Below are 21,815 nucleotides of genomic sequence, written 5' to 3'. Positions count from 1 at the left end.
CTCAGGCATGATCACCGAAACGCAGCCGGATGCCGCGCGGGGTCGTCGAGAATCCCGCTTCGACGAGCACCTTGCCGAAGTCGGTGGCGCGCACGGGTTCCGAGTCGATGTGGTCGATCGTCAGACGCGCGATCCGGCCCCGCCGGACCAGTGCGACCAGCGCGCCCGCGGCCGACTCCAGCCGCGGGATCGAGTCGCTGAACGTCAGCAGCGTCTTGCCGCCCCGTTCGACGAAACACACCACGTCACCGTCGACGATGACCACGAGCGCCCCCGGTTTGCGGCCCGGGCGGTGACCGGCCTCGGTGTCGCGAGACGCCGGCCACTCGAGCGCCGCCCCGTAGGGATTGGCCGGGTCCGTCGCGGCCAGCACGGTTGCCTCGCGGGGCGCTTTGCGATCGGGCAGCGCATGCCGGCGCAATTCGTCGACCGTGGCCGGCGAGGCGAACTGCGCCCCGCCGAGGCCGTCGACGTAGTAACCGCGACGAACATGACCGTTGTCCTCGAAGACGGTGAGCGCCTTGTAGACCCGCGCGAAGCCGCCGGTCACCTCCTCCGAGACGACGCTGCCGCGCGTGATCACGCCGTATCGGGTGAGCAACTGATCGCAGAGGCCCTGCGTGGCGATGGTCGGCTCGGTGGACGGGTGGTCGAGGGCGAACCAGCGGCCACTCGCCGTCGGCGACACCGGGGGAGCGACGGAGTGTTCGGTGAGGTACCGGGCCGACAGGCGGCCGGCGCGAAGCCGGGGTGCGCGTCCGCGTGCCCGATGCGCGGGCGCCGACCGCGGCGCGGACGGGCTGCGCCGCGGTTGCAGCAGGGCCCGGACGGGCGCGAAGCTGTCGTTGCTGACCCGGCCCGCCCACACGAGGTCCCACAGGGCGGTCTCGATGTCGGCGGCCGGCGTGGTGGTGCCGGTGCTGATGTCGGCGGCGATCTGTGGAAACCGCAGGGCACCACCGGGTTCGAGTGCGGCGGTGACCCCGTCGTGGACCGGGGTGGTGTCGATCTCGTCGGCGTCGGGCAGCGTCAGGACGGCGACGTCCGCGGGATGCAGCGCCACCCAGCCGTCGGAGTTCCCGATGCGGCCGTGTCCGGACCAGATGACCTCACCGGCGCTGAGCAGTTCGTCGAGCATCGGCGCTGCGTAATCGGACACCCGGGCCGGCAGTACGAGAGACTCCCACGCGGACGCCGGCAACGGGAACCCGGCCAGCTGGTCGATGACCGTCGCCACTCCGTCGACACCCCGGAGCTGGGTGCCCGACGACGCGTGCTGCCAGTCGAGGAGGAACCGGGTGAGGACGTCGGTACCGACGGGAGCCACCTCGGCGCGGCTCGCCGCCAGGGAACCGCGTCGGATCTGACCCAGCACGTCGGCGTGACACCATTGCCCGTCCCGGGGGCCGGTACCGGCATCGGGCAGGAAGTCACCCTCGACGACGCGTCGCTCCGATGCGAGACGGTTGAGGGTGTCGCGCACGACCCCGGTCGCGATACCCAGAGCAGCGGAGGCCTCGGGCACGGTGAACGGGCCATGGGTGCGGGCGTACCGGCCGATGAGGTCTCCGACGGGGTCGGGCACCTCCTCGAGATAGGCCGCCGGGATGCCGAGAGGTGCGGGCACCCCGAGAGCGTCACGGAGGCGGGCGGTGTCGTCGATGGCCGCCCACAGCGCACGTGCGTTGTGGTTGACCGAGATGATCTGCCCGACCCGGTGCAGCTCGGTGAGCAGGTCGGCGGCCGGTTCGTCGCCGCGATACCGGGCCGCGACCTCCTCGGTGGTGAGCGGGCCCAGCCATCGCAGGAGGTCGACGATGTCCTCGGCGTCGCGCGCCTGACGCTCGGGGGACAGGCGTTGGAGTCGGGCGATCACGTCGGCGATGACCGCCGGATCGAGGAGCTCGCGCAGGTCGACGCGCCCGAGCAACTGGGCCAGCAGGCTGGTGTCGAGGGAGAGGGCGGCCGCGCGGCGCTCGGCGAGCGGCGCGTCGTCGGCGTACATGAACGCACCCACGTACCCGAACAGCAGCGACGCGGCGAAGGGAGACGGGCTCTGGGTCTCGGTCTCCACCACCCGGATCCGGCGCGTGCGGATGCGGTTCAGCAGATCGAGCAGGGCGGGGAGGTCGTAGACGTCCTGCAGGCATTCGCGGACGGCTTCGAGCACAATCGGGAAGTCGGGGAATTTGGATGCGACGGAGAGCAGTTGGGCGCTGCGCTGGCGCTGTTGCCACAGCGGGGCGCGCCGGCCCGGATCCCGGCGCGGCAACAGCAGGGCGCGGGCGGCGCATTCGCGGAAACGGGACGCGAACATCGACGAGTCGGCCAGACCGTCGGTCACGAGTTGCTCGACCTCGTCGGGGTCGAGGAGGAACACATCGGCTCCGGGAGGGGCGTCGTCGGTGTCGGGCATCCGCAGGATGATGCCGTCGTCGGAGGCGGTGGTGGCGCCCTCGATGCCGAGGGTCTCCAGCAGGCGCTGCGAGATGGCACTGGCCCAGGGGGCGTGTACACGTAAGCCGTAGGGGGAGTGCAGGATCACCCGCCAGTCGCCGAGTTCGTCGCGGAACCTCTCGACGACCAGCGTGCGGTCGGTGGGCAGGTGTCCGGTCGCCTCGCGCTGCTCGGCGATGAGTGTCGCGAGGTTGCTGCGGGCGTTGTCGGTGAGCCCGAGCCGGTCTGCCTGGTCGTCGAGCTTCCCGGGATCGGCGATCGACTGGGTGAAGGCGCCGATCGCGGCGCCCAGTTCGGCGGGGCGTCCGATCGCGTCACCGATCCAGAACGGCAACCGGCCCGGTTGACCGAACGCGGGGGAGACGAGTACACGGTCGTGGGTGATGTCCTCGATCCGCCAACTGGTGGCACCCAGCGCGAACACGTCGCCGACTCGGGACTCGTAGACCATCTCCTCGTCGAGTTCGCCTACCCGGGTGGCCTTCTCGCCGACCATGAACACGCCGAAGAGTCCGCGGTCGGGTATGGAACCGCCCGAGGTGACGGCGAGCCGCTGGGCGCCGCGCCGGCCGGTGATGACTCCGGCGTCGCGGTCCCAGTTCACCCGGGGGCGCAGTTCGGCGAACTCGTCGGACGGGAAGCGGCCCGCGATCAGGTCGAGGGTCGCGTCGAAGACGCCCCGGCCCAGTTCGCGGTAGGGCGCCGCGCGCCGGACGACCTCGTACCAGTGATCGACCTCGAGGTCGTCGACCGCGGCCGCCGCGATGGTCTGCTGGGCGAGGATGTCGAGCGGATTCTGCGGGACCTTGATCTCTTCGATCGCGCCGTCGAGCATCCGGCCCACCGTCACCGTGCAGTGCAGCAGATCAGTGCGGTGCTTGGGGTAGAGGATGCCCTGGCTGATCTCGCCGACCTGGTGCCCGGCGCGGCCGATCCGCTGCAGTCCACTCGCCACCGACGGCGGGGACTCCACCTGGATGACGAGATCGACCGCACCCATGTCGATGCCGAGTTCGAGTGAGCTGGTGGCCACCACACACGAGAGCCGGCCTGCCTTCAGGTCGTCCTCGATCTGGGCGCGCTGCTCCTTGCTGACCGAGCCGTGATGGGCGCGGGCGAGAACCGGCTCGGCACCGGAGCTCGCGCCGCTGCCCATCACGAACGCCGGGGCGCCGCCCGCGACCGACGGATTGCCGGTCGGTTCGGCAGGCTCGCCGTGGCGCTCGGCGTGAATCTCGTTGAGCCGGGCGGTGAGCTTCTCGGCGAGGCGTCGGGAGTTGGCGAAGACGATCGTCGCGCGGTTCGCCTCGATCTGGTCGACGATCGAGGCCTCGACGTACGGCCACAACGAACCGGCAGTCGGCGAGAACGCGTCGTCCAGCGCCGCGGGATCGGCATCGGACACCGGCGGCGGGATGTTGGCCATGTCCTCGACGGGGACATCGACGCGCAGGTCGAATGTCTTGTCGGCCTTCGGTTTGACCACCTGGCACGGCGCGGCGCCGGACAGGAACCCCGCGACCACCTCGGGCGGGCGGACCGTCGCCGAGAGGCCGATCCGCTGGGCGGGTTTGTCCAGCAGTTCGTCGAGGCGCTCGAGGGTCAGCGCGAGATGGGTACCTCGTTTGGTCGCGGCGACCGCGTGGACCTCGTCGACGATGATCGCCTCCACGCCGGTGAGACTCTCCCGCGCGGCCGAGGTGAGCATCAGGTACAGCGACTCGGGGGTGGTGATGAGGATGTCGGGTGGGGTTTTGACCAGCGCACGCCGATCGGCGGCGGAGGTGTCGCCCGACCGCACGCCCACGGTGATGTTGGGCTCCGGCAGGTTCAGTTCCTGGGCCGCCCGGGTCATGCCGGTCAGCGGTGCGCGCAGGTTGCGCTCGACGTCGACGGCCAGCGCCTTCAACGGCGAGATGTAGACGACCTTGGTGCCGGCGGGACGGTTGCCGGCGTCGGCGGCGAGCCGATCGAGGGCCCAGAGGAACGCGGCGAGGGTCTTCCCGGACCCGGTCGGTGCGATGACCAAGGTGTTCGCGCCGTCGGCGATGGAGGTCCAGGCGCCCTTCTGCGCAGCGGTGGGCGCGGTGAACGCACCCGAGAACCACCGCCGGGTGGGGGCGGTGAAGCGGTCGAGCACCGAGGGGCGGGGCATCTCTCCACTATGTCGCACGCGTACGACAGAACGCGGTATACAGTCTCCTCACGCCTGTACGGGGAATCCGGTGAGAGTCCGGAACGGTCGCGCCACTGTGAACGCAGCCCAGATCGACACGGTCGACGTGACGGGGCATGCGTGAGTCAGGATGCCGTGCCGGCGTGCACCACCCGTGAACTCTCCGACGCGAGATCGGCGAAAGGACCCACCATGACAGCTCCCCGTACCCAGTCGGCATCACCGGTCGCCCCGGCCCGTGCCCTGCCCGTACCGAACATCTCCGTCGCGAGCGCGGCGCTCTGGCTCAGCCTGACCGTGCTGCTCGGCGGGCTGGCGTATTACTTCCTCGGTTACGATCAGGGAGTCGTGTCGGTCTTCGGTTCCGACACCCACGTGCACGAGTTCGTGCACGACGCCCGCCATTTCCTCGGCTTCCCCTGCCACTGAGTCGACATGGAGAAGAAGTTCATCGGCGCCGGCCTGCTCGCAGGTCTGATCGCCGGCATCGTCTCGTTCGTGTTCGCGCGGTTCCACCTCGAACCCGTCGTGGGCAAGGCCATCGACTACGAGAGCGCCCGCTCGGCGGCCGAGGAGGCCCTGGCCCATGCCGCCGAACCGGGTGGTCACACCCATGGTGAGGGCGGAGAGTTGTTCACCCGCGCGATGCAGGAGAACCTCGGCGCGGGGATCGGCAACGTCGTGTTCGCGGTGTGCATGGGCGCGTTCTTCGCGGTGGCGTTCACGGTCTTGTGGAGCCACGTCGGCAGCCGTCATCCGGCCACGGATCCCCGTGCGGTCGCCGGCGTGCTCGGCGGCATCGGTTTCGTCGCCGTCTTCGCCGTCCCGTTCTTCGCCTACCCGGCGAACCCACCCGCCGTCGGCGACGACGACACCATCGGCGAACGAACCGGTGCCTTCCTCACCATCACCGTGTCGTCGGTGATCCTCGCCATCGCGGCGGTGGTCCTGGCGTCGTGGTTGCGCCCGCGCATCGGTGGGTTGGTCTCGGCGGTCGCCGCCACGGTCGCCTATCTGGCCGGCATCGCGATCGTGCTCGCCTTCCTGCCGTCGTTCAGCGAGGTCCCCGGCCCGGTCCGCGACGACGCCGGACAGATCGTGTTCCCGGGCTTCCCCGGTGACGTGATCGGGGATTTCCGGGTGTATGCGATCGCCAACCAGGTCATTCTGTGGACGGTTCTCACCGTCTCGTTCGCACTGATCGTGGGGGCGATGGCCCGGTCGCAGGCGACTGACCGCGCTCGCGCGGTCTCCGCGCCGAACTGAGGCGATCACCGCACGGCATGCAGATCATCACCGCCGGTCGCACCGGCCCCAACCGGTCGGTGCGATTCGGCGGTGACCCGGTTCTCGATCAGCGGGGTCGACGCGACGTGCTCGCTCTGAGCGCGTCGCTCACGCGCCCGATCGACATCTGCGGCCCGGAGGCGGCGACCCGCGCCACCGCCGAGATACTCGGCGCGACACGCGGCCTCATCGTCGACGACGCGCTGCGGACGCTCGATGTCGGTGCGTGGTCGGGCCTGTCCCCGGAGGAGATCGACCCCGTCGACCTCGGCGGGTGGTTCACCGACCCGGAGGCCCGCCCGCACGGGGGTGAGAGTGTCGCGCGGTTCGTCGACCGAGTCCATGCCTGGCGTGCCGGGCAGGCCGAGCACGGCGATGGCTACGTGGTGGTCGCGATGCCGGTGGCGCAGGCCCTGCTGTGCGTCGATGCGGACGGGTTCTTCGCGCGGGAGGTGCGCCCGGCCACCCTCTACACCTGCACCGATGCTCGGTAGGAACAGATCTGCGACGACGTACCTAGACATCGGCAGTGACTCCTGACACAGTTGGGGACGACAAAACTGAAACGTGTTCGCCCCTGCGCGGACACCGGTCTGGGAGTGTGACGATGTTCGAGTGGTCCGAAGAAGATCTGATGGTTCGGGACGCCCTGCGGGCGTTCATCGACAAGGAGATCCGGCCACATCTCGACGAACTCGAATCCGGCACGCTGCCGCCCTACGACATCACCCGCAAACTGCTGTCGAGCTTCGGTGTCGACGCGATGGCCAAGGACGCTCTCGAGAAGGAACTCGAGGCCGAGGCCAACGGGGAGAAGAAGAAGCCCTCGGGCGACGGCGGCGGTATGGGCGGCTCGATGTTCATGATGGTCAACATCGAACTGGCGGGGGTCTGTCTCGGTCTCGTCGCATCCCTGGGCGTGAGCATGGGCCTGACCGCCTCGACCATCCGCGGCAAGGGCACGCTCGCCCAGAAGAAGCGGTGGCTGCCCGAACTGGTCACGATGGAGAAGGTCGGCGCCTGGGCGATCACCGAACCCGACTCCGGATCGGACGCGCTGGGCGGTATGAAGACAACGGTCCGTCGCGATGGTGACGACTACATCCTCAACGGGCAGAAGACCTTCATCACCAATGGCCCCTACGCCGACACCATCGTCGTGTTCGCCAAGCTCGACGACGGCAGCGGCACCCCGATGCGGGACCGTAAGGTCCTGTCGTTCGTCCTCGACAAGGGGATGCCGGGACTGACCCAGGGCAAGCCGTTCAAGAAGATGGGCATGATGAGTTCGCCGACGGGCGAGCTGTTCTTCGACAACGTGCGCGTCGGCAAGGACCGCCTGCTCGGCGAGACCGAGGACACCGGTTCGGACGCGCGCGGATCCGAAGGCGCCAAGGCCGGTTTCACCGCGGAGCGGGTCGGGATCGCGGCCCTGTCGCTGGGCATCATCAACGAGGCGCAACGGCTTTCGATCGACTACGCGAAGAACCGCAAGCTGTGGGGCCAGGAGATCGCACAGTTCCAGCTCATCCAGCTCAAGCTGGCCGAGATGGAGGTCGCGCGCATCAACGTCCAGAACATGCTCTTCAGTGCCCTCGAGCGGGGCAAGGCGGGCAAGCCGCTGAGCTTGTCCGAGGCGTCGGCGATGAAGCTCTACTCGTCGAAGGCGGCCACCGACGTCGCGATGGAGGCGGTGCAGTTGTTCGGCGGCAACGGCTACATGGCCGAGTATCGCGTGGAGCAGCTTGCGCGCGACGCCAAGTCGCTGATGATCTACGCCGGCAGCAACGAGATCCAGGTGACCCACGTCGCCAAGGGGCTGCTGCGGGGCTGACGAACAGGCCCGATCGTGTCGGACCATGCCGACACGATCGGGCCGGGTTCAGGCGACCTCGTCGGCCCGGACCTCGACCGTCTGCGGCGTGGTGCCGGGCGTCGGCGACACGAGCGTCAGGTGGTCCGGCTGTGCCAGGAAGTCCTCGATGTCGCGTCGAGCCGCTTTCTCGATCAACAACGGCACGAAGATCCTGACCTTGCAGTCGGCGAATCGTCCGTAGACGGCGTGCACACGTGCGTCGATGTCGTCGACTGCCATAACCGGAAACCGTGCGATCAGGCGTCGAATCACCTGTTCGACTTCGAGCATCTCCTCAACCCGAGCCATTGGGACATTCTGCGGGAAAACCTTTGCGGCTGCAGGCTCATCGGGGAAACGACTGGTCACGATCGAGCATGCGACGGTGTGCCCCGTACCGGCCACGACAATTGCGCGTCCTCTTCGTCGGTTACCGCGCGGATGCCTCGGACGTGGCACAGAATGACCAGTTAGTCATTCGGTCCAGCCACGGGAGCGTACGGCCATGCCTGATTTCTCATCGTCCTCGGGTGAACTCCGAGGACCGGATCACGACGGCCCGTCGGGCCCGATGTCGGGCAAGAAGTACCGCAAGCATCTCGAACCGCTGCACGCCGAGTTGGTCGCCATGCAGGAATGGGTCCGTGCGACCGGGGCGAAGGTCTGCATCGTCTTCGAGGGCCGGGACACGGCGGGCAAAGGCGGAGTCATCAAGGCGATCACGGCCAGGGTGAGCCCGCGGGTCTTCCGCGTGGTCGCGCTGCCCGCGCCCACCGAACGGGAGAAGTCGCAGATGTACCTCCAGCGGTACATCCCGCATCTGCCCGCGGCCGGCGAGGTCGTCATCTTCGACCGCAGTTGGTACAACCGGGCCGGCATCGAACGAGTGCTCGGATTCTGCACGGAGAAGCAGGCACACCAGTTCCTGGAACAGGTGCCCACGGTGGAACGGTCGATGGTCGAGTCGGGGATCATCCTGCTCAAGTACTGGCTGGAGATCAGCGAGGAACAGCAGACCCTTCGCCTGCAGAGCCGGATCGACGATCCGCGGAAGATCTGGAAGCTCTCCGACATGGACCTCGCGTCCTACAGCCGCTGGTACGACTATTCGCGGGCCCGCGACGAGATGTTCCGGTTCACCGACACGGGCTGGGCGCCCTGGTATGTCGTCTCCACCGACGACAAGAAACGGGGTCGGTTGAATGTGATCGAGCACCTTCTCGGTCAGGTTCCCTACACGCCGCTCGAACGTCCCCGGATCGAACTGCCGAAGCGGCAGAAGGCCAAGGACTATCGGCCACCCGAGCAGGCCCTGCACTGGATCCCGACCCCGTATTGACGACCCGAAACCGAACCGCAGTCGAGTAGTCACGACACCGCCCGAGCCCGAGGCAGGAGAGTTGTATGGCCATCGCACGCCCGCCGTCGTCACCGGAACGTCGGGAGGACGACGCCCCCGCACCGGCCTGGCACGTCCAGGACGTCGAATCCGTCGTGTCGGCGCTCGAGTCCGACAGCACCGGTGGACTGTCGTCGGCCGAGATCGACGACCGACGGACGCGGTTCGGCGACAACGTGATCGCCGCGGAACCGGCCCCGTCGGTGGCTGCACTGGTGCTGCTGCAGCTCAAGGATCCGATGAACCTGATGCTGATCGCCGTGGTGATCGTCAGCCTGGTGATCGCGGAGGTCTCGACCGCGCTGGTGGTCGCCGCCCTGGTGGTGCTCAACCTGGTGCTGGGCACTCGGCAGGAGCTGAAGGCCCGGGCCAGCGTGGACGCCCTGGCGCGGATTCAGGTTCCGCAGGCCCGCGTGGTCCGGGGTGGAGTCCTGGTGGAAGTTCCCGCGGCGCAACTCGTTCCCGGGGACATCGTGCAGCTCGAGGCCGGCGACCTGGTGCCGGCCGACGGACGTCTGGTGCGGGCCGCCACGCTGGAGACGCAGGAGGCGGCGCTGACCGGCGAGAGCGCGCCGATCCCGAAGGACCCCGCCGCGCTCACCGATGTCGAGCTGGCCCTGGGTGACCGCAGCAACATGCTCTTCCAGAACACCTCGGTCACCCGCGGCACGGCGACGATGGTCGTCACCGAGACCGGGATGCGGACGCAGATGGGACAGATCGCGTCGATGCTGTCGGCGATCGCCCCACAGCGGTCACCCCTGCAGCGCGAGCTGGATTCACTCACCAAGATCCTGGGCGTGATCGCCTGGACCGCCGTGGCGATCATCGTGGTGATCGGGCTGGTGCGCGGACAAGACCTGGCGACGGTGATGCTGCTCGGTATCTCGATGGGCATCTCGGCGATACCCTCCGGTCTGCCCACTTTCGTGCAGGCGATGCTGGCCTTCGGGGCCCGGCAGCTCGCGGATGCGAAGGCGGTCGTCAAGAACCTCACCGACGTGGAGACGCTCGGCGCGACGAGTCTGATCAACTCGGACAAGACCGGGACGCTCACCATGAACCAGATGATGGTGCGCTCGTTGTACTTCCACGGTCAGTGGTTCGCCGTCGACGGTGAGGGCTACGGCAAGACCGGGAGCATCACCCAGGCGGCGGGCGAGCCGGTTCCCGACTTCACCATGCTCGCGTACGGACTGTGCCTCGACAGCGACGCCACCGTGTCGGACGCCGGCGCCGTCATCGGCGATCCGACCGAGGCGGCGCTGATCGTGCTGGCAGCCAAGATGGGGGTCGACGCGCCGCTCACCCGCCAGACCTATCCCCGTCTCGCCGAGGTTCCATTCGACTCGGCCTACAAGTTCATGGCGACGTTCCACCGGCTGCCGGTGGACGGCACCGTCCGTTTCGTCGAGATGGTCAAGGGCGGTCCGGATGTCGTGCTGAACCGCTGCCGCTGGGCGTTCCGCCCCGGACGGGAGAGGGTGGAGCTGGCGGAGGTCCGGGCCGAGATCGAGGCGGCCAACGAGCAGATGTCGGCCGAGGGCCTACGTGTGCTGGCCTTCGCCGCGCGCGTGCTCGACGGCCGGGAGGACGAGGTGACCGCCGACCCGATGGCGTTCGTGGACGATCTCGTCTTCGTCGGGATGGTCGGGATCATCGACCCGTTGCGTGCCGAGGCCGTCGACGCCGTCCGGACGGCGCACGCCGCGGGGATCGATGTGCGGATGATCACGGGGGACCACACGGGAACCGCGTCGGCGATCGGTGCGCAGCTGGGACTCGGGCCGGGGGCCATCAGCGGTACCGAACTCGCCGCGATGTCCGACGAGGAACTGGCCGAGGCGCTTCCGCGGTTGCATGTGTTCGGGCGTGTCACGCCGTCGGACAAACTCCGGCTCGCCGACGTGATGCAGCGCCAGGGCGCGGTCGTCGCGATGACCGGCGACGCGGTCAACGACGCGGCCGCGCTGAAGAAGGCCGACATCGGGGTGGCGATGGGCTCGGGCAGCGAGGTCACCAAGCAGGCCGGCAAGCTGATCCTCACCGACGACAACTTCGGGACGTTGATCACCGCGATCCGGTTGGGGCGCAGCGTCTACGACAAGATCGTCGCCTACATCCGCTACCAGATGTCCAAGCTGTTCTCACTGGTGCTCCTGTTCCTGGTCGCGAGCATCTTCGACATCAACGAGGGCGTCGCGCTGGCGCCGCTGATGGTGGTCTTCCAGCACTTTTTCATCACCCTGTTCCCGGTGATCGTGATCATGCAGGACCCGCCGGCACCGGATCTGATGGCCAAACCACCACGGGACCCGAAACAGCCGATCACGAATCGCGCGTCGTTCGTGCAGTGGTTCGCCTACGGGGTCCTGCAGTTCGCGGTGACCTTCGTCGCGATGATGGTGGCGCCCGGTCCGATGAGCCCGACCGAACCGAACGTCCCGATGACCATGGGCTTCGTGGTGCTGTCCCTGGGTTCGGTGTTCGCCGGGTTGGTGATGCGGCGCGATCCGGAGTCGGGCCTCACACCGCCGATCGTCAACGCCGTGAAGATCCTGTCGATCCCGATCATCGTCACCGTGCTCGCGGTGGAGCTCGGATTTCTGCAAGACCTGCTGCAGACGACCTCGCTGACCGGCGGCCAGTGGCTCGCCTGCATCGGATGGTCGCTGATCATCCCCGTCGTGGTGGAGGCGGAGAAGTGGGTGCGACGTCGCCGGAGTCCGGCGGTGTCCGCGATCTCGGCCGTGGAAGCGGTGGCACCCCGGCGAGCTCTTCGCTGACCGAACGGGCGGCTACGAGGCCCGGTGTGGGTTCCACGCCAGGTACCACAACTGCAGCCAGTCCAGTTGTGGTGGCGCGACCCGGGTCTCGGGCCGGTGCCGGGGGACCCGTACGCGGAGCGCCCCGGGCGTGATGGTGCACCGCACCGGCGTCGTGAGCTGCAACGATTCACCGTCGACCCCGACCGGGATGACCTCGGCGTCGGCGTCGACGGTCACCTCGGTGGCGATGCGCTGGACGAGTCCGCGGTCGTGGGTGCGCCGCAGGAGGCCGACGGCCTGCCGGGTGTCGGACACCGAGACGGTGACGACCCCGAGCCGTCCCTCGTCGATGCGGGTGCGGCGACCGAGCCCGGCCACGTCGTTGGTGGCATAGGGGCCGTTGCTGACGAGGACGGCCTGGGGATCGGCGATGGTCTCGCTGCCGACGACGGCCCGCAGACCCGACCTCGTCCCTCTGCCCAGGAGGTCGGGAAGCATGCGTAACACCGTGCGTGTCTTGTCATCTCGATACTGCGGACTCTGGACCACCTCGGCGTAGATGCCGAACGACGCGTTGTTGACGAACGGCCGACCGTTGATATGACAGAGGTCGACATGGAACTCGACGCCGTCGCGCAGCGCATCGAGACACCGGGCTGGGTCCTGGCGGTCGAGCCCGAGATCGAGAGCGAAATGGTTTCGGGTGCCGGCACTGATGACCAGGAAGGGTACGCCCGCCTCGGCCGCGACTCCGGCGACGAGGGCCTGGGTGCCGTCACCTCCCGCGACACCGAGCAGGTCGGCCCCGCGCGCCACCGCGTCCCGTGCCAATTGCTCCACGTCGATCTCCACCGGTCCGTCCAGCAGTACGACTTCGGCGCCGAGGGATTCGGCCTTGCGCTGCAGATCGAATCGGACGACCTTCCCGCCACCCGAACGCGGGTTCATGATGATGAACGGGCGGTGGACGTCCGGCGCCGGGTGTTCGGGCATCAGGGAGTCGATGCGCGACGGCCGCAGCGCGCGCCGACCGCATCCGACCGCGGCGGCCGCCAGCAGCGCCGCGGCGATCACGACCCAGAGCTGTCGCTCGCGAAGGAGGAACACCACGAGAACCGCCACCGGCAGAACGGCGAGAGCGGCCGAGACGATGCGGAGGACACCACGGCTGATGAGGAACCAGTACACCGCGGCGACGATGACGACGGCACAGACACCACAGATCGCCAGGAGGCCCAGCAGGCGGAGGAGGCCGGCGGCGGCCACCGGCAGCAGGATCGCGGCGACGGCCAGCGCCATGGCAGCGCGCGCCCACCATCTGCGTGTCGTGGGCGGCGCGACCTCGGCGGCGACCGACGCCTGACTCATACCGTCTCGACGACCGGCGTCGGCGCGCCGGGCGTCTGCTGATCCGGTGGGTCCGACTCCTCGCTCCGGTCCTTCGCGGCCCAGTCCTTCGCCGGCCTGATCACGAGTTCGAGGATCAGGAGTGCGAGGAGTCCGAAGACGGCGATGAGGAGGACCACCAGACCGGTCGGATAGCTCCAGAAGACGAGCAGCAGCGCCGCGATGCCGATGATCGCGCTGCGCAACGCGATTCGCGCGCGGAACAGGCTCTCCTCGAAGGCATTCGGCGGCCGCGAGCGTCGTATCCGCTGCACCGAGTCGAGTCCGTGGCCGAATCCGCACCGGACGGCCGTGGCCGAGGCGGACCCGCCCAGCAGGTAGGCCCCGACAGCGACCACGAGCCCGAGGACCGCCACGGCACGCAGCGCCAACCGCAGCGGATCGAGCACCGTGTCGATGGTGGCGGCCGCGGCATCCGGGGCGAGGATGTCGGGCGGCATCGCGTCGAGATAGAGCGCTCGGCCGATCAGCAACGCGATGGCGAGGACGAGCATGGCGAGGACGAGTGACAGTCCGGCGAGCGAGAGGGCCCGCAGACGCCGACCGCGGGGTGCGACGGCCACGGCGGCGAAGGCGAGCGCGATCGTCAGCCAGGGCAGGACGTCGGCGGCGGTGTCGAGTGCCGAGACGGCACGCTGGGCGCGGACCAGTTCGGGTGAGCGGAACAGGACGAACTGCTTGTCGACGGCGGGGATCTTCTCGGCGAAGGTGAAGCCGCGGTCGAGGAGGCGTGCCTTGACGTTGTCGATCACGGTGCCGAGCGAGATGCTGACGGTGCCGGAGTCGTCCACGGTCACCGACGACGGTCCCACGTCGCCGGTCACGACCGCGACCAGGGCGGTGTGTGCGGCCCGATTCGCCTGCAGCCACAGGGATTCGAACTGATCGCTGGCGACGAACGACGACACGGTCTGTTGCACGAACCCGCGGGCCTGGCCGGCCAGGACGGGAGCGAGGCCCTCGACCGCCCGGTCGACGCGTGGTGCGTTCTCGGTGGCCGGAACCGCGTCGGTCAGGGTCGTCAGGGCCGCCGCGGTGAGTCCCTCGACGTCGATGCGACTGAAGATCTCGTCGGTGATCGTGTTCGAGATCTCGGCTTGCACTGCGGGATCCGAGGCGAGCGGAGCGACGGTGCTGACGTAGCGGTCGGTGTCGAGGATCTCGCCACGGACGAACCGCGATGTCACCGAGGTGATGGCGAGTACGGCGACGAGGATGCACAGGACCGCGACCGCGAACCAGCGCCACCGGTTCCGCCGGGTCGGGTCGGGGGTCTTGGTGGCCGGCCCGGCGCCGGCGAAGTCGCGCAGGCGCGCGACCTCGGCCCGGAGTCGTTCGAGTTCGGCGCGCTCGGAGTCGGTGATGCCGACGCTCGGCTCCGCGCTCTGTCCGTTGGTGTCCGTGGTCATCGCGACGCCGCCCTCCCGGCCGCTGATCGTCTGGGGTTCCGGTGCCGACAGAACGCGCTCCACCGCCGAGGGGTGCCGCGACGGTGGAGCGTGGGTCGGGATCTAGCGGTAGTCGGCCTTCGGCTGCCAGGTCGAGACGGCCCAGATGACCACGATGTCGAGAGCGATGATCAGGATCGACCACCAGGGGTAGTAGGGCAACCACAGGAAGTTGGCGATGATGGACAGGCCGGCGATCACGATCGCGGTGAACCGTGCCCAGGTCGCGCCGGTGACGAGTGCGATGCCGACGCCGGCCATCACGACTCCGAGGGCGATGTGAATCCAGCCCCACGTGGTGAAGTCGAGCTTGTAGACATACTCGACGCCGCGGACGAAGACCTCGTCCTCGGCCACCGCGGCGATGCCTTGGAAGAGTTGGATGACACCGAGGACGATGAGGATGATCGCGGCGCCGATGGAGGTCCCCGCGGCGATGCTCTGTGAGGTGGATGGACGGTTGTTCTCGTGGGTGGGTGCGGTGTGAGTCATGATGACGCCCTTCTCTGGACAACCTTGACTGTGGACTACACGTACGAGGAGGAGTGTCCTACGAGTCATACCGCCCCGCAACCGTTTCGGCGAGAGCGGACCCAGAATTGTGACCATGCGCCGAAACGCGATGCCGTTGCGGCGCAGACCAATATGCCTTGCTAACGATTTGGGGTTCAGTCCCCTCGAGCGAGTCGCCAGATGCGGTCGCGTGACATCGGCGTCTCACCGGGCCGGTTCCCGAGTGCGCGACGGATGGCGTTCGCGAGCGCCGGCGCGACCGGGTTGTAGGGCGATTCGCTCATCGACTTGGCGCCGAACGGGCCGAGTTCGTCGCTGGTCTCGGCGAAGTAGACCTCCGTGACGGGGATGTCGGCCATCTGCGGGACGCGGTACACCCGGAACACGTTCGTGATCGGCCGTCCGGCCTCGTCGATCATGATCTCCTCGTAGAGTGCGGTGCCGATGCCTTGCGCGACACCGCCTTCCACCTGACCGCGGCATTGCTCGGGGTTCATCACGGTGCCCGCGTCGGCCGCGTGGACCGATTGCAGGATGCGAACGGTGCCGGTCTCGATGTCGACCGCGACGCGGAAGGCCTGCACGTTGAACGCGATGGATCGCATCTCACCGCGTTCGGCGCCCGCGGCGACGGCGCGCGGTCCCGCGGGGTGCTCGACCCGGTTCGACGGATCGACAACGCCGATGAGAGAGGCGAACCCGACGATCCGGCCGTCGACGAGCGCGCCCTCCGCGCCGAGTCCGACCCGTGCCGGGTCCGTTCCGGTGAGCCGCGCCGCGGCATCGACGAGGACGTCACGCAATGCGAGACATGCTGAGTGCAGCGCCTTCCCGGCCACGGTCGTGCCCGCCGAGGCGAACGCCCCGGTGTCGTGCACGACGGCGTCGGTGTCGCCGTGCCACAGCGAGACCCGGTCCAGTCCGGTCGACAGCGCGGTGGCGACGATCTGGGCGTGGACCGTGGTGGTGCCGTTGCCGAACTCGGCGGTGCCCACGCCCACGTGGTACGTGCCGGCGGCGTCGACCGCGACGGTGACGTCGGCGAAGTGCCCGCGCGGGGCCATGGTGGCGATCGCGGCGATGGCCATACCCTCGCCGACGCGCCAGCGGTCCCCCGACGGTGCCTCGACCCCGTTGCCGGCGCGCAATGCATGCTCGGCCAGATCGAGACACTGGTCGAGTCCATAGCTGCCGTAGACCAGGTCGACCTCGGGTTCGGCGCGTGCGATGAGGAGGGGATCGCCGTCGGCGACGGCGTTGCGGCGTCGGAACTCGAACGGGTCGATGCCGAGTTCGATCGCGAGTTCGTCCATCGCGCTCTCCACGGCGAAGACCACCTGGCCGAGACCGTAGCCCCGGAACGCGCCGGACGGCGGGTTGTTGGTGTAGACGACCTCGGCGTCGAGGCGCTTCACCGGGCAGTTGTACACCGACACCGATTCCGCGCACGCGTGGAACATCACGCCGATCGCGTGGTTGCCGTAGGCGCCGGTGTCCGACAACAGGTTCACGCGCAGCCCGGTGAGCTTGCCGTCCTCGTCGGCTCCGACGTCGACGGTGACCCGCATCGGGTGCCGGTACGTGGTCCGGGTCAGTTCGTCGGTGCGGCTCATCTCGTAGGCGCAGGGTTTGCCGGTGCGGAGCACGGCCAGGGCGACGAGGTCCTCGGTCAGCATCTCCTGCTTGCCGCCGAACCCACCGCCCACCCGGGCGCTGAAGACCCGGATGCGCTCCGGCGGCAGGTCGACGAGGAGCGCGAGCTCGTTGCGGACCAGGAACGGGACCTGGGTGCTGGTCCGGATGACGAGGCGCCCGTGGTCGTCGAACCACCCGATCGACCCGTGGGTCTCCAACTGGGCGTGGGAGACCCGACCGCTGGACCAGGTACCGTGCACGGTCGCCGACGATGCGGCGAGTGCGGCGTCGACGTCACCGCCGAACCCCTCGTGAAAGGTGGCGATGACGTTGCGATGGGCCTCGGCGACCCGGTCGGCGGGAGTGCGATCGGGATGTAGCAGTGGGGCTCCGGGGCCTCTGGCCTCTTCCGGGTCGAAGACCGCGGGGAGCACTTCGTAGGTGACGTCGATGAGCGCCAGGGCCTGGTCGGCGACCGCTGGGGACGACGCGACCACCGCGGCGACCCGCTGACCGACGAATCGCACGACCGGGTCGAAGACGAGTGTGTCGTCGGGGTCCTCGAGGCGGCTCTCGTGGCGTCCCGTGGAAAACCGCGGGGTGGAGACGTTTTCGTGGGTGAGGATCAGCTCGACGCCGGGTAGCGCGGCGGCGTCGGTGGTGTCGATGGCGGTGATCCGTGCGTGCGCGTGCGGCGAACCGAGTACGTGGATGTGCAACGTCCCGGGCGTGGGGACGTCGAAGGTGTACGGCTCGGTTCCGGTCACCACGCGCCGGGCGGCGAGCGGAGCGACCGATTCGCCCACGAGTGGCCGTTGCGCGGGCGCAGCGGGGGACGCGGTGCCGGTGGCGGCCGCGGTGATCGCGTCCCGGATGGAGCGGTAACCGGTGCAGCGGCACAGGTTTCCCTTCATCCGCCGCGGCAGGTCGGGGAGATGCTCGGCGGTGACGGTGGAGGCGGTCACGATCATTCCCGCGGTGCAGAAACCGCACTGGAACCCGAAGTTGTCGACGAAGGACTGCTGGACGGGGTGCAGGTCGTCGGGGGTGCCGAGCCCGGCCACCGTCGTCACCGACTTCCCGGCGGCGCGGTGAGCGGGATAGATGCAGGAGTGCACGGGTTGTCCGTCGACGAGCACCGAGCACGCCCCGCAGTCGCCGGCGTCGCAGCCCTTCTTGACCTCGTAGTGGGCGTGTTCGCGGAGCAGCATCCGAAGGCACTGTCCCGCAGCGGGTTCGGCGTCGAGCGACTCGCCGTTGACCTCGAATCTCATGCGCCGGCTCCGAATCCCACGTCCTTGGTCCCGCCCATTGCCGGCGACAACTCCGTCCGGATCTCCTCGCCCAGCACCGCCGAGACGCCGCGGCGCCAGTCGGCCGAGCCCAGCGCGTCGGTGTAATAGCCACTTGCCGCGACGATGTCATCGTGCAGCGCGTCGCGAGTCGGTAACCCGTTGTAGCGCAGCACCGTCGGCCATTCGGTGGCCGCGGTGATCCCGAAGGTGGCGGCGCCGTCGTCGTCGACCCGGCCGGTCACCACGGCCCCCGAGCGACCGAGCTCGGCGAGGGCGATCTTGCGCACGGCGGTGCGGGCGCGTAACGCGTGGGCGGGGAAGTCGATGGCGCGCAGCACTTCTCCCGGTGCGAGGAGGTTGATCCCGTTGCCGATGACCAGCTCGGCGACGGGTAGATCGCGGTCGGCGCCATCGGGATTCCATACGTGCGCCGTTGCGTCGAGCCCGACCGCCAGCGAGACCATCGACGCGGCGGCGTACGACCGGCAGATGTTGCCGCCGACGGTCGCCATGTTCCAGATCTTGAACGACGCCAGCAGCGCGTTCGCGCACTGCGCGAACATCGGGTGGGCGACGAAGCCGGGGCGCGGGGGGAGTGCGACGAGTTCGGCGATCGTGCAGGTGGCCGCGATCCGGAGACCACCTCCCGGGAGGTCTTCGACAGGTGCCCAACCCATCTCACTGAGGTCGACGAGTCCCGTGGTCGCCGGCTGCGGCTCGGAGAACACCCAGGTGCCACCGGCGACGATCTGTTCGCCGGGGACGGGGAACGCCTCATCCCGCGTGCGGGCGAACCGGTAGTGGGAGACGGCGGTGAGGTCCATCAGCGTGCCTTGTCGAGGAGGCGGGATGCGGCGGTCGGTGGCTCCCACCGTACGAGGCCGATGCGCCCGTCGGAGCGGATCGCGGAGATCGACGTCGAGAGAAGCACGGCGTCACGCTACGTGCATCCGGTACGGTCCGCATCTCGTGGGCCGGCGAGCGGGCCCGCAGGTGCCCGGGGCGTCAGACCGGGGTCTCGGTGCTGCGGCCGTGCGCGGGAATCGCGAAGGCGACCACGGCGGCGATCGCACTCATGACGAGGGCGATGGCCGACGCCCACAGGTAGCCCTCGGCGGTGGGCACCTCGATCGCGGTGCCGTCGGCGACAGGAACCGAGGTCATCGACCAGGTCAGCAGCATGCCGACCGCGGCGGCAGCCGTCGAGGTGCCGATGATCCGCATGAGGGCGTTGACACCGTTGGACTCGCCGGTCTGCTCGACGCTGACCGACTGCATGATGAGGGCCGGCATCGCCGAGTAGGCGATGCCGAGGCCCGCGCCGATGCAGCAGGCGATGACGAGCATGTGGATCCAGGTCAGGTCCCAGGGGCCGGCGATGCCGACGATGAAGATCACGTAGCCGATGCCGATGATGACCGCGCCCAGGGCGAGGGAGATGCGGGCGCCGAAGACGGCGTTGATGCGTCCGCTGATGTGCGAGAACACGAACATGACCAGGCCGCTGGGCGCGAGGATGAGACTCGCGTGAACCATGTCGTACCCGAATCCGTCCGGGCTGTTGGTCGGGGCCATCAGCAACTGGATCGGGATGAGTTGCATCGCGTAGAAGGCGAAGCCGGTCGCGATCGAGGCCAGGTTCGTCAGCAGGAGCGGGCGCTTGCCCAGGATGCGGAGATCGATCAACGGACTGTCGCGACGGAGTTCGACGAGGACCCACACGCCCAGCGACACGAGGGAGCCGGCGAACAGGCCGAGTGTGAGTGGACTCGCCCATCCCCATTCGGCGCCCTTCGACAACGGCAGCAGCAGACAGACGAGGAGCACGGTCAGACCGAGGGCGCCGAGCGCGTCGAACCGGCCGCCGGAGGGCTCGGCGGTGGAGCGGACCGTGAGGGCCACGCCGACACCGGCCAGCGTCGCGGCACCCGCACACGACCAGAACAGGGCGTGCCAGCTCACGTGTTGGGCGATGAGGGCGGCGACCGGGAGCCCGAGCGCCCCGCCGATGCCGAGTGAGGCGCTCATCGTTCCCACCGACGAGCCGAGGTGGCGGGGCGGGACGATGTCGCGCATGACGCTGATGCCGAGGGCGACGATGCCGAAACCCAGCCCCTGGAGACCGCGGCCGATGATGAACAGCGGCAGCGACGTCGCGACCGCGCAGGCCACCGAACCCGCTGCGACGAAGCCGAGACTGACCAGGATGGCGAGGCGTTTGCCGTACATGTCGCCGATCCGCCCCCCGATGGGGGTGGCGACCGCGCCGAGCAGCAGCGTGATGGTGATCGCCCACGTGGTGTCGGAGGCGTCGGCGTGCAGCAGCGCGGGGAGTTGAGGGATGAGCGGCACGATGATCGTCTGCATCAGCGCGACGACGATTCCGGCGAGGCAGAGCACGGCCACCGCGAGCCGCGGGTGGGGCTTCTCGGCGGTGGGATCGGGGGGCGGGAGGTCCGGAGTCCTGTCCGTCGTTCCGTCGGCGTCGGTGCGGCTGGTCACGCCGTCATCCCGCTGGTTCCGCTCATCGATTGTGCACACCTCCGAACGACCAGGATATCCGGCGGGCCGCGGGTGCAAACGTTCGCACCCGGCGGGAAGCCCCGGCGTCAGGGCTACGCGAGGTCGGCGAGGCCGACGGGATGGGGCCAGCGCGGGGTGAGTCCGTCGCCCGACGAGACACCGCGGATGCGGCGCACCACCCAGGGGCCGAGGAAGGTGCGGGCCCACTCCGCGTTCTGTCGCCGCTGCTCCCGGCGGGTGGCGACCGCGGCGTCGGCGAGCGTCTCGGGCGTGATGTGGTGGTCGACGCCGAGCAGGTCGAGGACCCGGCCGGCCATCTGTGCGTGACCGAGCGGCGACATGTGCAGGCGATCGGTGTCCCACATGCGGTAGTCGTCATAACCGGCCATCCGCCAGAAGTCGCAGATCAGTGCACCGTGCTTCTCGGCGACCGCCCGGACGAGCTCGTTGTAGATGGCGACCCGTCCACGCAGCATCCGGAACACCGGAGCCCATCCGGTGTCATACGCGGTGAAGACGACGACGGTGGCGCCGGTCGCGGTCAGGTCGCGCAGGGCCGCGTCGTACCGCGCGATCATCGCGTCGAGGTCGAGGGACGGGCGCATGAGATCGTTGCCGCCGGCGTAGATGGTGACCAGGTCGGGCTCCAGGGCGATCGCCGGACCGATCTGCTGGGCGATCACCTCGTCGAGCAACCGGCCGCGGATGGCCAGGTTCGCATAGCCGAAGCCCGCGCCGCCCTCGGCGGGCGCCGCGACGGCGAGTTGTTCGGCGACACGGTCGGCCCACCCGCGTACCCCGTTGGGTCGGGCCGGGTCCGGATCGCCGACTCCCTCGGTGAACGAGTCGCCCAGGGCGACGTAACGGGTGAAGCCCACGGCAACGCCTTCCGGTCGGATCGGAGTGGTTCCGACGACGCTAATCCCGTGCGCCGTCGGCCGACAAAGCGAGCCCGTGACAGAGCGATCGGTCGGCATTCCGACGGAGCGATCGATCGGCATTCGCGAATTCCCGACGCCGCGGATCTCTCATTGTCGAATCCTGCTGGAGAG

The 21,815-nt window shown here is 69.0% G+C and carries 15 protein-coding genes and 1 riboswitch; of the genes, 6 read left to right on the top strand and 9 right to left on the bottom strand.

All coding sequences use genetic code 11. The features are described 5' to 3' along the window. Nucleotide 1: 1 nt before the first annotated feature. Nucleotides 2–4,612: an ATP-dependent helicase gene (locus tag ACFVHY_RS12145; protein ID WP_390272035.1), complete on the bottom strand. Its 4,611-nt coding sequence runs from the start codon at nt 4,610–4,612 to the stop codon at nt 2–4. 17 nt (nt 4,613–4,629) lie between these two features. After that, a riboswitch (cobalamin riboswitch) is annotated at nt 4,630–4,790 on the top strand. A gap of 35 nt (nt 4,791–4,825) precedes the next feature. Between ACFVHY_RS12145 and ACFVHY_RS12140 the strand changes: the two genes are divergently transcribed. The 4 genes from ACFVHY_RS12140 to ACFVHY_RS12125 all read left to right on the top strand — a co-directional run bounded on the left by ACFVHY_RS12140 (nt 4,826) and on the right by ACFVHY_RS12125 (nt 7,754). Continuing rightward, the gene (locus tag ACFVHY_RS12140; protein WP_390272033.1) at nt 4,826–5,062 is read left to right on the top strand and encodes a CbtB-domain containing protein; all 237 of its coding nucleotides are present in this window, start codon (nt 4,826–4,828) and stop codon (nt 5,060–5,062) included. Between the two features lie 6 nt (nt 5,063–5,068). Beyond that, nucleotides 5,069–5,899: a CbtA family protein gene (locus ACFVHY_RS12135; protein ID WP_390272031.1), complete on the top strand. Its 831-nt coding sequence runs from the start codon at nt 5,069–5,071 to the stop codon at nt 5,897–5,899. Between the two features lie 17 nt (nt 5,900–5,916). Next, nucleotides 5,917–6,414 (top strand): histidine phosphatase family protein, encoded by a 498-nt coding sequence (locus ACFVHY_RS12130; protein WP_390272029.1) that lies wholly within the window; start codon nt 5,917–5,919, stop codon nt 6,412–6,414. Nucleotides 6,415–6,527: 113 nt separating this feature from the next. Continuing rightward, a complete protein-coding gene (locus ACFVHY_RS12125; RefSeq protein WP_058250638.1) occupies nt 6,528–7,754 on the top strand; it encodes an acyl-CoA dehydrogenase family protein in 1,227 nt (408 codons plus the stop codon). Between the two features lie 48 nt (nt 7,755–7,802). On the opposite strand, the gene ACFVHY_RS12120 is transcribed toward ACFVHY_RS12125, so the two are convergent. After that, nucleotides 7,803–8,084, bottom strand: coding sequence for a three-helix bundle dimerization domain-containing protein (locus ACFVHY_RS12120; RefSeq protein WP_203235912.1), 282 nt, complete (start codon nt 8,082–8,084; stop codon nt 7,803–7,805). Between the two features lie 196 nt (nt 8,085–8,280). Between ACFVHY_RS12120 and ppk2 the strand changes: the two genes are divergently transcribed. Further along, complete coding sequence (gene ppk2 / locus ACFVHY_RS12115; RefSeq protein WP_238995051.1) at nt 8,281–9,114, top strand: polyphosphate kinase 2; 834 nt, start codon at nt 8,281–8,283, stop codon at nt 9,112–9,114. 65 nt (nt 9,115–9,179) lie between these two features. Next, the gene (locus ACFVHY_RS12110) at nt 9,180–11,960 is read left to right on the top strand and encodes a cation-transporting P-type ATPase (RefSeq protein WP_159370505.1); all 2,781 of its coding nucleotides are present in this window, start codon (nt 9,180–9,182) and stop codon (nt 11,958–11,960) included. A 12-nt stretch (nt 11,961–11,972) separates the two neighbouring features. On the opposite strand, the gene ACFVHY_RS12105 is transcribed toward ACFVHY_RS12110, so the two are convergent. From ACFVHY_RS12105 to ACFVHY_RS12075, 7 genes are all read right to left on the bottom strand, one after another. Further along, nucleotides 11,973–13,310, bottom strand: a complete 1,338-nt coding sequence (locus tag ACFVHY_RS12105; protein WP_390272025.1) for a diacylglycerol/lipid kinase family protein — start codon at nt 13,308–13,310, stop codon at nt 11,973–11,975. Continuing rightward, the gene (locus ACFVHY_RS12100) at nt 13,307–14,758 is read right to left on the bottom strand and encodes a hypothetical protein (protein WP_390272236.1); all 1,452 of its coding nucleotides are present in this window, start codon (nt 14,756–14,758) and stop codon (nt 13,307–13,309) included. Before ACFVHY_RS12100 ends, ACFVHY_RS12105 begins: the two co-directional genes overlap by 4 nt. A gap of 102 nt (nt 14,759–14,860) precedes the next feature. Then, nucleotides 14,861–15,289, bottom strand: a complete 429-nt coding sequence (locus ACFVHY_RS12095) for a hypothetical protein (RefSeq protein ID WP_390272023.1) — start codon at nt 15,287–15,289, stop codon at nt 14,861–14,863. A gap of 176 nt (nt 15,290–15,465) precedes the next feature. Further along, entirely contained in the window at nt 15,466–18,219 is a 2,754-nt protein-coding gene (locus ACFVHY_RS12090; RefSeq protein ID WP_390272021.1) for a molybdopterin-dependent oxidoreductase, read from the bottom strand. Beyond that, nucleotides 18,216–19,064 (bottom strand): FAD binding domain-containing protein, encoded by an 849-nt coding sequence (locus ACFVHY_RS12085; RefSeq protein WP_390272019.1) that lies wholly within the window; start codon nt 19,062–19,064, stop codon nt 18,216–18,218. The genes ACFVHY_RS12090 and ACFVHY_RS12085 overlap by 4 nt, the downstream gene beginning before the upstream one ends. 181 nt (nt 19,065–19,245) lie before the next feature. Next, nucleotides 19,246–20,742, bottom strand: coding sequence for an MFS transporter (locus ACFVHY_RS12080; RefSeq protein ID WP_390272017.1), 1,497 nt, complete (start codon nt 20,740–20,742; stop codon nt 19,246–19,248). Between the two features lie 113 nt (nt 20,743–20,855). Beyond that, nucleotides 20,856–21,641 (bottom strand): SGNH/GDSL hydrolase family protein, encoded by a 786-nt coding sequence (locus ACFVHY_RS12075; RefSeq protein WP_390272015.1) that lies wholly within the window; start codon nt 21,639–21,641, stop codon nt 20,856–20,858. Between the last annotated feature and the right edge of the window lie 174 nt (nt 21,642–21,815).

It is taken from the genome of Gordonia sp. NPDC127522 (assembly GCF_042672305.1).
In the GTDB taxonomy this organism is placed as follows: domain Bacteria; phylum Actinomycetota; class Actinomycetes; order Mycobacteriales; family Mycobacteriaceae; genus Gordonia; species Gordonia hongkongensis.
Note: the sequence above shows the minus strand (reverse complement) of the source record. Positions and strands in the feature narration are given on the sequence as shown.

Bases quoted from the DNA above. Each gene is read 5' to 3' on its own strand.
- ACFVHY_RS12090 (WP_390272021.1), bottom strand. From the start codon at position 18,219: ATGAGATTCGAGGTCAACGGCGAGTCGCTCGACGCCGAACCCGCTGCG.
- ACFVHY_RS12130 (WP_390272029.1), top strand. From the start codon at position 5,917: ATGCAGATCATCACCGCCGGTCGCACCGGCCCCAACCGGTCGGTGCGA.
- ACFVHY_RS12110 (WP_159370505.1), top strand. From the start codon at position 9,180: ATGGCCATCGCACGCCCGCCGTCGTCACCGGAACGTCGGGAGGACGAC.
- ACFVHY_RS12085 (WP_390272019.1), bottom strand. From the start codon at position 19,064: ATGGACCTCACCGCCGTCTCCCACTACCGGTTCGCCCGCACGCGGGAT.
- ACFVHY_RS12140 (WP_390272033.1), top strand. From the start codon at position 4,826: ATGACAGCTCCCCGTACCCAGTCGGCATCACCGGTCGCCCCGGCCCGT.
- ACFVHY_RS12145 (WP_390272035.1), bottom strand. From the start codon at position 4,612: ATGCCCCGCCCCTCGGTGCTCGACCGCTTCACCGCCCCCACCCGGCGG.
- ppk2 (WP_238995051.1), top strand. From the start codon at position 8,281: ATGCCTGATTTCTCATCGTCCTCGGGTGAACTCCGAGGACCGGATCAC.
- ACFVHY_RS12095 (WP_390272023.1), bottom strand. From the start codon at position 15,289: ATGACTCACACCGCACCCACCCACGAGAACAACCGTCCATCCACCTCA.
- ACFVHY_RS12105 (WP_390272025.1), bottom strand. From the start codon at position 13,310: ATGAGTCAGGCGTCGGTCGCCGCCGAGGTCGCGCCGCCCACGACACGC.
- ACFVHY_RS12100 (WP_390272236.1), bottom strand. From the start codon at position 14,758: ATGACCACGGACACCAACGGACAGAGCGCGGAGCCGAGCGTCGGCATC.
- ACFVHY_RS12135 (WP_390272031.1), top strand. From the start codon at position 5,069: ATGGAGAAGAAGTTCATCGGCGCCGGCCTGCTCGCAGGTCTGATCGCC.
- ACFVHY_RS12120 (WP_203235912.1), bottom strand. From the start codon at position 8,084: ATGGCTCGGGTTGAGGAGATGCTCGAAGTCGAACAGGTGATTCGACGC.
- ACFVHY_RS12125 (WP_058250638.1), top strand. From the start codon at position 6,528: ATGTTCGAGTGGTCCGAAGAAGATCTGATGGTTCGGGACGCCCTGCGG.